The organism is Pseudomonas sp. FW305-7, assembly GCF_058786735.1.
This window is the reverse complement of the sequence record NZ_JBYSZA010000028.1, coordinates 71,399-80,806: the sequence shown is the minus strand read 5'-3', so window position 1 is coordinate 80,806 and position 9,408 is coordinate 71,399. Positions and strand designations below refer to the sequence as shown.

Annotated in this window: 6 protein-coding genes and 2 pseudogenes; all 8 read left to right on the top strand. The window is 47.7% G+C overall.

The annotated features are described in order from the left end of the window. Positions 1-891 (top strand): type VI secretion system Vgr family protein (locus tag AC3WMT_RS25570; RefSeq protein WP_146041294.1); only part of this gene is annotated, 891 nt, incomplete at its 5' end. Continuing rightward, complete coding sequence (locus tag AC3WMT_RS25565; protein ID WP_103307319.1) at positions 888-4,112, top strand: hypothetical protein; 3,225 nt, start codon at positions 888-890, stop codon at positions 4,110-4,112. The genes AC3WMT_RS25570 and AC3WMT_RS25565, both read left to right, overlap by 4 nt. Then, complete coding sequence (locus AC3WMT_RS25560) at positions 4,109-5,362, top strand: hypothetical protein (RefSeq protein WP_249412099.1); 1,254 nt, start codon at positions 4,109-4,111, stop codon at positions 5,360-5,362. The genes AC3WMT_RS25565 and AC3WMT_RS25560 overlap by 4 nt, the downstream gene beginning before the upstream one ends. 2 nt (positions 5,363-5,364) lie before the next feature. Next, a pseudogene (locus AC3WMT_RS25555) lies at positions 5,365-5,490 on the top strand (Hcp family type VI secretion system effector); the annotation flags it as partial. A gap of 596 nt (positions 5,491-6,086) precedes the next feature. Then, on the top strand, positions 6,087-6,716 hold the full coding sequence (locus tag AC3WMT_RS25550; RefSeq protein ID WP_103307321.1) for a hypothetical protein: 630 nt from the start codon (positions 6,087-6,089) through the stop codon (positions 6,714-6,716). 8 nt (positions 6,717-6,724) lie between these two features. Continuing rightward, positions 6,725-6,880 (top strand): annotated as a pseudogene (locus AC3WMT_RS25545) (Hcp family type VI secretion system effector); the annotation flags it as partial. 209 nt (positions 6,881-7,089) lie between these two features. Continuing rightward, a complete protein-coding gene (locus tag AC3WMT_RS25540) occupies positions 7,090-7,821 on the top strand; it encodes a hypothetical protein (protein WP_103307318.1) in 732 nt (243 codons plus the stop codon). Positions 7,822-8,174: 353 nt separating this feature from the next. After that, on the top strand, positions 8,175-9,224 hold the full coding sequence (locus tag AC3WMT_RS25535) for a hypothetical protein (RefSeq protein ID WP_256583602.1): 1,050 nt from the start codon (positions 8,175-8,177) through the stop codon (positions 9,222-9,224). Positions 9,225-9,408: the final 184 nt, after the last annotated feature.

Sequence of the window (9,408 nt, the reverse complement as noted above, 5' to 3'; positions counted from 1 at the left end):
CGCGAAGGCCAGGCCGACGACAAGACCAGCTGCTGGCTGCGCGTCTCCAGCGCCTGGGCCGGCGCCCAGTACGGCGGCATCGCCATCCCGCGCATCGGCATGGAAGTGCTCGTCACCTTCCTTGAAGGCGACCCCGACCAACCGCTGATCAGCGGCTGCCTGTACCACAAGGAAAACACCGTTCCCTACGAACTGCCGGCGAACAAGACGCGCAGCACCTTCAAAACCCTGAGCTCCATGGGCGGCAGCGGTTACAACGAACTGCGCATCGAAGACAAGAAAGGTCAGGAACAGATCTTCCTGCATGCCCAGCGTGATTGGGATGAAAACATCGAGCACGACCAGAAGATTAGGGTCGGCAATGAGCGTCACGACACGGTCGAGAAGAACAGCTACACGGAATTCAAGGCCGAAGAACACCACACGGTTTTTGAGGACCGCAAGGTTGAAGCGCAGGCCAATGATCACCTGACGGTTGGAGTGAATCAGCACATCAAGATTGGCACTGGGCAGTTCATTGATGCCGGGCAGGAAATCCATCTTGATAGCGGCATCAAAGTCGTGCTGGAAGCGGGAGCTGAGCTGACGCTGATCGGAGGGGGCAGCTTTATCAAGATCGACGCCGCTGGCGTTACCATGAGCGGCCCGGTGATCAACATCAACTCCGGCGGCAGCCCCGGAAGCGGTACTGGCGCTGCTGCGGTACTTCCTGTACCGCCCAAGCCGGCCGATACCGCACCGGTCGGGCAAACGCTGGGCAACGCACCGGTCAACACGGCCGCACCAAGAAAAACCAGCGAGAAAGGCAAAGAGGCGCTCATCGTAGACGTGTGGGGAGACCCGGATTTGGGTAGTCAATTGCAATTGTTGGGGCCAGAGGACAAGGCATGAGTGAGTTCAAGGACAAGTCCATTACCGAAGGGACGCGCAAGAAGACTGACTACGAAAATGCGCAAAAATCGAGGTTGGCGCTTAACGTAGAACGCACCGATGGCGGCAAGCTGCAGATTCCGATCATGGTCGATGCTAGGACCACTGAAGAAGAAGAGAAGTATCAGCACAACACCTTGCTTGCAGTCACACCGCTGGCGCGGCTGCCTGGGCATGACAAACTGACTGAAACGCTGAAGGGCGCACTCCCCCGCCCCGGCCGTATCTATGTGTTCCTAAAAAACAAACTGTGGCGAGAACTGGAAACCGACGGCAAAGGTCAGTTGTTCGAAGTTGATGTAGCCCACTGGCGCAAGATTGCCGAGAAAAAAGGTGATGCAGACAAGCGCGACCCAGTGTGCGTTAAACAGTTCTTGATACTGGTTCCGATGTTTCTACAGGGTAGATTCGTTGGCGATCAACTGAGCATGGCTTACAGTGAGCTGCCTTGGACGTGGGAGTACATCGAATGGCTCGAAAAGGATGCGGGGCGGATCAAGGCTCGCAGTCAAAATATGGCACCTGCCTGGGCGGCGACTGCAGGTGAGACGCAGCATTGGAAGGCTTCTTTGATTTACCCGGCGACACCAATAAAGGGTATTACCAAAGGACTCCGAGCGCGAGAACTGCACGTAGAAACCTTGCTGGAAGATCCAAGTCTATTCACTCCCGATTTGACGACTCTGCCAGCTACTACACTCATCAAACAACTGGAAAAGTACCAACAAGAGCTCGCGGGGCATCTGAACACTACCCCGCCCTCGCCTCCCGATGCTTTACCCGCAAGTACCGATGTGCTCAGCGAGTATAAACTCCGTGACTACCCGCATTTGGTGGGGTTCATCGTCGACGATCCATTGTTTACATTCCGTCATGCTGTCGCTCAGTGCAGATTGGCAGTCGAACTGCTTCAAACTCTCAACGCACTTGTTCCATATCAACCTTTTGGTCACTACGCCGAACTCCTCTATCAAGAAGTGCTGTCACCTGCAGGCAGTTTGAAAGACTTGCTACCGCACGTCGATGAGGATGGATTAAAAAAGACCACCCTCCATGCTGAGCGTGAAAAAGCTCGAGAAGTTATCTATATCCAGCAAGAACGCATGCTTGACTTAGTTAACAAAAGCTTGCCTTCAATCTGGAATGACTACACCTACAGTAAGGATGAACGGCTGTTAGAGCCCTACGCTCTATTGGTTGAACTGTTGGAAATACTAGGTTGCTCGGCAAAAAAATCTGATCCCCGGTGTATTGAGCCAGAGGACAGCAAAGTCAGTGCGGCGGTGTTAAAGCTGAGTAGAGACTTGGCTGCCGCAACTAACGCTCTGACCAAAGATTTGCTGCCGACGACTAACGGTGAATTACCAGCGACAGCGAGCAAACTTGCTGCATTCAAGAGTACTGAAAAAGAAGCGAATCCGGAAAACCTTGGGCTAAGTTCTCTATCATTGTTCAGCAATTTATACATCGGACAGAACGTAGCGCTCGCAGTAGATGAAGTAGCCGCGCATATTGCCCACGCCACCGCTGCCATAGCAAAAAAAGTAGCTGAGAGCGAAAATATTACTCAAGTTGAAATGGTCAGAGTATTCGGACCAAGCTTTACGTTCGCCAACAAACTTTCCAGTAAAGCAAAAAATCTGAGGTTGATCACTCAAGGTGAAGCCTTGGGTCAGAACCTGGTTGTATTGGGTATACATGGCGCCGGATTGAGTTTCGGAGTCACGCCGGACGAACGAACTACTCTCACGCGTAAAAACTTCCTTGTGGCGAATTTTGAAGGAAGAAACGGACAAATCGTTGGCACGACAAGCGGCAAAGTAGCGGAACGCCTGTCCTTCGCTAAAAAAGAGCTTGGATATGTAATGGTGGTGGCAGGTTCTGCAGATGATCCGATTGTTCAAGAATATATGCGTTGGCGCATGGCGATGCCTGCTATGGCATCGGCAGAGAAACTGAAAAAAAATATCGCTCTTCCTGGGATAGCAACGGCATTTGCGGCATTTAGTTTATATGCTAATACGGTGGGTGCTAAATCGATCTATGACAATGGCGAGCGCGCTAGATTTGGCGTTGGCGTGCTAGCTGCGTCAGCTGACCTCGGATTGGCAGCAAACAATGTGGCATTAAAGATTTTAGAAAACTCAAAGGCGAATAAATCACCTTGGCTTGCGTTCTGGGAGGATGGCCGTTTTGATACAAAAAACTTAAGCAAACGTCTAGCACAAAACCTCCTTAAAAGGACAGGAGATACATGGCTAAATTGGACACGTGTAGGCTCAGTCGTGGCCATTGCTGCAACCACAGTGCTGTTCATATGGGATGCAGGCCGTTCTTTCCAGCAAGGAGAGAATAAAGTAGCGATGGCCTACAGTATAGCCGCGCTGGGGTCTGGAATGTGGGCTTTTTATTCAATAGGATTGTTAGCCAGCCCGTGGATATTAACTGCAGGTGTTATTTTATTCGTCACTGGCTTGATCGGCAGCGTATTACTAACCAATAGCCCACTGGAGCAAGTTGTTAAACAAGGTCCATTTGGCGACAGCAAGGGGCTGACACACTTGAACAACCCAGTAATTGCCTACCAACAATTACTAGGCTTTTTGGGAGCACCACGATTCAAAATTACGCGACTGCGTGACTGGCAAAAAGAAGCAAAGAAAGAAGAACAAGAAAAAATAACTCTTACAGCTAATGAGCTCAATGTAAAGTTAAACCCATACGACTGGATTGTTGAGCTACAGACACCTCTGCTAGGTCACTTCGAAAACGGAATAAACTTCAAAATAAGAGCTAAAGAAATAGTAAGAACACTACAAAACAATACGGGATGGAACTACCGACCACCAGTGGACATAACTCGTGAAAAACTTGGCGGCGTAGTACTAGATGATTCACGCATAATCTACATACTTGCCCATCAAAATCAAGTAATAGAGGAAAATAACATTAGACGCAACTTTACCACTTGCGAATACAGCCTGAAAGTTTACGGGCAATTTGAGCTTGGACAACCTCAATGCCTAGCAGAAGATCCATTCCCTGAATACCGTAATATTATTTTACCACAACCGAAGCCAAGCTCATGGGAGCCATACCCTGGTCCTCAGCCAACTAATAAAGATGGGGCAGACGACGTGCCTTATTGGTTGATAGAACAGAGAGATTTCTTAAAAATATGAACCCTAAAGAACTTCAAGCCAATAGATACGGAATTGCGGCGTTCAATAGTCAGGTAATTCCTAAATTACCTGCTCACAAACGGACGGAAGAATCGAAGAGTTTCGGATTACTTCGAAGCACTCTCCACTGGGGAAACTATGCAAATCTTGAGCCCTGGCAGGACGTAAGTGCACAGCTTCATCAACTCAATAACCGTGAGAAAACTAAAGATGAAAACGAAACCTACTCAAAAACCAATGAACACTGGCACTTTGACAACTCAAGTAAAATCCAAATATTGCACCCATTTTTAAAATGGAGTTGCATAGCCTTTGTACCTTGGATATTTTGGACGTTAGTTATGTCCGGGGCAATATCCCGACCTCTAGATCACATGATGAAGAACCATAGTACGTACTCCTCAATGGCGATCGCTTCAATCATTCCACTACTCGCCCTTCTAATGATGGGATTTAGCTCCTGGTTCATGTGGTCTGACGAACCAAAATACAAAAAATACCTAACCCAAATGTCGTTTGGCATCCTGACATGCACTACGGCATCAGTTATCGATTATGGCAATCCTGTGTACGGCGAAAATCTTCTGATAGGAAGTGCAGCCATGGTAGTTAGCGTAGTCATGGGACTGGTAGGATGGGACTACTTATTTGTTAAGTATCTACAATTTTTCCAGCACGATGGCAGCGAATTCAATAGGAAAACGGGAATACTCACCGTCGCTCGCCGTTTTCGTCCAGCCTTCTCTGCGCCATTTTATGAATTCGATGCATCGATGGAATTGCGACCATCTCCCCACGGCAACAGCAGTACGGCTATTTGGTTACATCACCGTTACAGTGATTTCGAGATTTTTCTTGGAGGCAAGGTCCAATCGTTAGGAATGAGTCGTGAAGAATGCTTGGCATTCTGGGATACCTTGCAGCGCTATATGGACGTAAGTCAACCATTGCCGGAATTACCACTCCTTGAACAATTCCGCCATCTAGATCCGACCACTGCGGCTCATGACAAACTCTCCAACCGACCACCACGCCGTTGGCGCGATACTAAATACAAAGTATGGGATCGCACCGAACGACCTGCCATGATGAAAAAAAACCTGAATTATCCTTGGCAAACTGAAGCCTGCATTTTGGCGGCCGAAATTGATTCCACGTTGAGTATCGAAGACTACTATCATTCTCAAGAGAAGAAAGGCATTAATTCCACCCCTAAAGCAACTGATTACGATAATATTCACCGCCCATGATTATCTATATTGCCAATATAAACAAAATGCACTCTTGTCAGGATCCAGGCAACTCGCACTGCTCCCACCTGAAAGAAGTGCAGTTCACCTACCGCAAAATCACCTGGACAGCCGAGCTTTCTAAATGACTGGTAGGGCAAACATACCTTATGCAACAGGTGCCTACCGCAGCAATAGCGATTCACCATTACCTCCTCCGAAATGGGCTGAGGATGCTAATAGGTCAGGGAACTTTGACACGCATCTAGCCTTTGGTCATTACGCTAACTTAGAACCTAAGACCGAGATAAATAATCAGTTACAAGGTGAAGAGCGAACGATATATCGGCAACAACAAAACCAAGGAAAAGAGGAAGGAACCTATTGCGACGCCAAGCGCTGGCGCTTTCAAAATTCAAGCAAGATTCCACAGATTATTCTTGCATGTAAAATGATGTGCTTTTTCTTCATATGGGTTCTTTGGGGAACGGGACTCATAGTTGAGTTCCTACCTGACACCGGACGTAAAGACTTCAATGCATTTCTGATTCTAGTGTCATCGTTTCTAGTTGCCGCGCTAATGATTAGCTCACTCGCTCTTTACATGAACGGAAAAATAGCCGTTCATTACTTGCAAATAATAGGTTTTTTTACATTATCCATATCTGCCTACTCACAGACGGGGGCGCTATGGGGTAGTGATAAGCTACATATTTACTTATGGTTCGGCACCCTTCTTTACTTTTTGGGTGCTGTTGGCTTCAATTGCCTGCTGTGGGTTTATAGCAAGTTGAGCACCCACGACGGAAGCGAGTTCAACCGCCTTGACGGTATGCTCCGTTTCAAGCGTCGCTTCCGTCGACTCTTCGTTGCCCCATTTGAAGAGTTCGATCCGGTGCTGCAACTGCTTCCAAGCGGTTATGGCTCCCACGACTACGCGTTGTGGCTGCATCATCGCTATACCGACACCAAAATTTGCTTGGCGACCAAGGTTCACTCGCTGGGATTGGATCAGGCCAACACACTCGCTTTTTGGGATTGTCTACAGCGTTACATGGATATCACGCAGCCACTACCTGACCTGCCTGTGCTTGAGCAAAGTCGACATCTTGATCCCGTGACAGTGGCCCACGACGCAAAAACTGGCCGCAACCCACGACGATGGAGAGATCAGTCGGAGAAAGGATGGATCACAGGCGGCCAGAAGGCTCTGGCCAAGCAGTTGCAGGAATATCCGTGGCAAAAAGAACCCTGCATCGTTAAAGCGCGTATCGATCCATCGTTGACGATTGAGGCGTATTACCGCGCTCAAGAAGCAAACGGGATACATGCCACTCCGAAAGCCGATGACTTCGATAATATTCATCGTTCATGATTACCTATGTCGCCATCAACAACAAAATGCACAACTGCCAGGATCTAGGCAACTCGCACTTCACCCACCTCGAAGAAGTGCAGTTCACCTACCGCAAAATCACCTGGACCCATGCAATATCCGGTACTTCGGGTTCCGATGACTGGCGTGCTCCAGTCGTCTAATTACGGTTGATCGCTTCACACATCGGCTAGCTCTGGTCGATGTTTTTTTCTAACGAAGGAGATCGAGGTATAGATATCAACTAGAACTATCTAGCGAAGGGGTAAAGGATCAAAAAGACACACGCATCAAGGCGTTAGCACTTTCTAGTACAAACATTAGGCGGTCGAATGCAGGGCGCGGTGGTGCCAATTCCGCTTAAGGAGGTTAAATGACTACTTTAATACCAGACAAAAACGCCATCGAACAAGCACCAATCACGGGCGATGTCCAAATGTCTTGGACAATCAAAGCATTACCTCACAATACTTCAATCATGGACATGGGCATGATTGTACTTACCCTAATCGGACTAACCGCACTCTTAAATGGAATATATGAAATATTTTATCTTGAGCTCCCACTACGGCAACGCTCAACATTCCTAAGCGCACACTTCGGAATTGTATGTCTATGTATGACTCTATATTTCTGGACCTTAGTTATACGGCAAAAATATATATACCACTATGTTGTTACCGACAAAGAAATCGATGTCAAATACAAAACCCACTTCCCGAAGTTTGCGGGAACCTTCTTCAAATGGCTATCTGGGATATTCATCTTCACAGTTTTCATATTTATTATCTTTAATCCATCAGCAGCATGGCTACTGGCCGGTCCCGCTGGAATTTCTATTGTGAGCGCCATACATCTTTTAAATTGGGAAAACCCAACAAAAAGTTTAAGATTCACTTGGGATCGACCAAATCTAGTAATTACCGATAGAAAGCGGAACTTAGTTGCCATTCAGCGCCGTCACAACCCAGAAATGCGCCTTGAAGATAACTACCTTTATATACCGGTACACCTACATAAAGCTGATATTGACAAATTCTTAGTACTCGCAAAGAAATTTACTCGGCCGTCTACAGATTTTGAAGAGGGCCGCGACAAAAATTAATTATTTTTGCAAGATCAAAAAAAACAGCAACTAGGTCTTAGTTTAAAACCTGAACTGACCAATGAGCAAACATATGTCAGACATGCATTAAGCTTAGCAAATATTAACCCCCTTATCGCTCGGCTCGTCGTACCTGAAAACTGGTGCGGTGAGCAGTCTCAACTTAAACTGCGATTGAGTGTTCAGCCTGACACTGCGAATGCTCCCCTGAAAGCTACGGACGAATACCTGTATTACCCCATATCCTTAAGTTTTCTTGGGGCTGGAAAAAAATAGCGTCGTTAATGGCGAGCCATCCGTCCGAGCCAGTCGAATACCATTACCGTGGGTCGACGTGAAACCGGAGAATCTGCATGCTTGAAAACAAATATGATCGGCTGCCTCACGCAGGTGATGTCGAGAGAGAACCGGGAACTGAGATAGTCTATTTATCACCGAAACCGGTACCGACCGGAGTGCTACCTTTCAGTGCGCGCCAACTGCACCGCTATGCCAATGAGGTTTTCTTAGACTTTGCCATCTCCCGAGGAAGTTTTGAGTTTATGGCCCGAGCAGGAATTGGGGCGGTAATGTTCCTGTTAATTTTTCTGTTTTTTACAACGGGGTTTGGGTCTTGGATAAGAAGAGATGTAGAGCCGTTTTGGAGTAGTTGGCTTGATTTCTTTACAAGCATTGCTGTCTGGGGTTTTGTGGGAGCACTTGCAACTCTTTACCTTTGCGTATTTTTCTTTGCAATTCGCCAAGCCAGCAATCAACCTCCCATACGCTTCAATCGCCAGCGTCGGGAAGTGGTTTATGTTCCCAAGAAGGGAATGACCCCTCGTTATGTGCCGTGGGAAGAGGTTATCGCGAGCGTTTCAGTTAGCAAGCTGATCACCCAATATGCTGTAATCCCCGAGTTCAAACTTATGATCGGACTTCGCGACAAAAATGGCGATGTGCTTTGGGTCAGTGTTCCAAGTGGAAATTTGAACCAAGCCATAGCTGAGTGGGAGGCGATACGTGTCTATATGGAGGAAGGGCCTCAAGCGTTAACCATGAAGCAATCAGATGAATTCGAAGCAGGATCAGTCGCGTATTTTCATATGTGTAGACAAGGGTACCGTTCTCATCATTCATTCCTTCGGTATATCTGGGGATTTTTGATTATTCAGTTTTTCAGTGGCTGGACGATACCTTGTTACATCGCAGCCTGGATCAATAACCGCCCCAAAGCCGCCTTCCCTAGAGAAATCCTGGAATGGTCAAGATCTCTCCCCCTCGAGCAATACGCTATGCCAAGCGAAGCGTTGCTCAAGGAGAGCGCCGAAATCAGGAAGGCCTTCGCCAAAGGTCAGAACCTGTTGGATTACTTCAAGGTGAAGCTTGCAGAGCCATCTCGCGAGCCCGAATCCACCAACTGATGAATAGTGCCTTTGACGATAAATACGACCGACTTCCTCACGCCGGAGACTTCGAAACAAAATCCGGCATTGAAGTGGTTTATATTTCGCCACGGCCCATCCCCACAGGAATGCCACCGTTTAGTGCACGTCAACTGCATCGTAATGTGAACTAAACTTTTCTGGACTTCGCTATCGGGCAAGG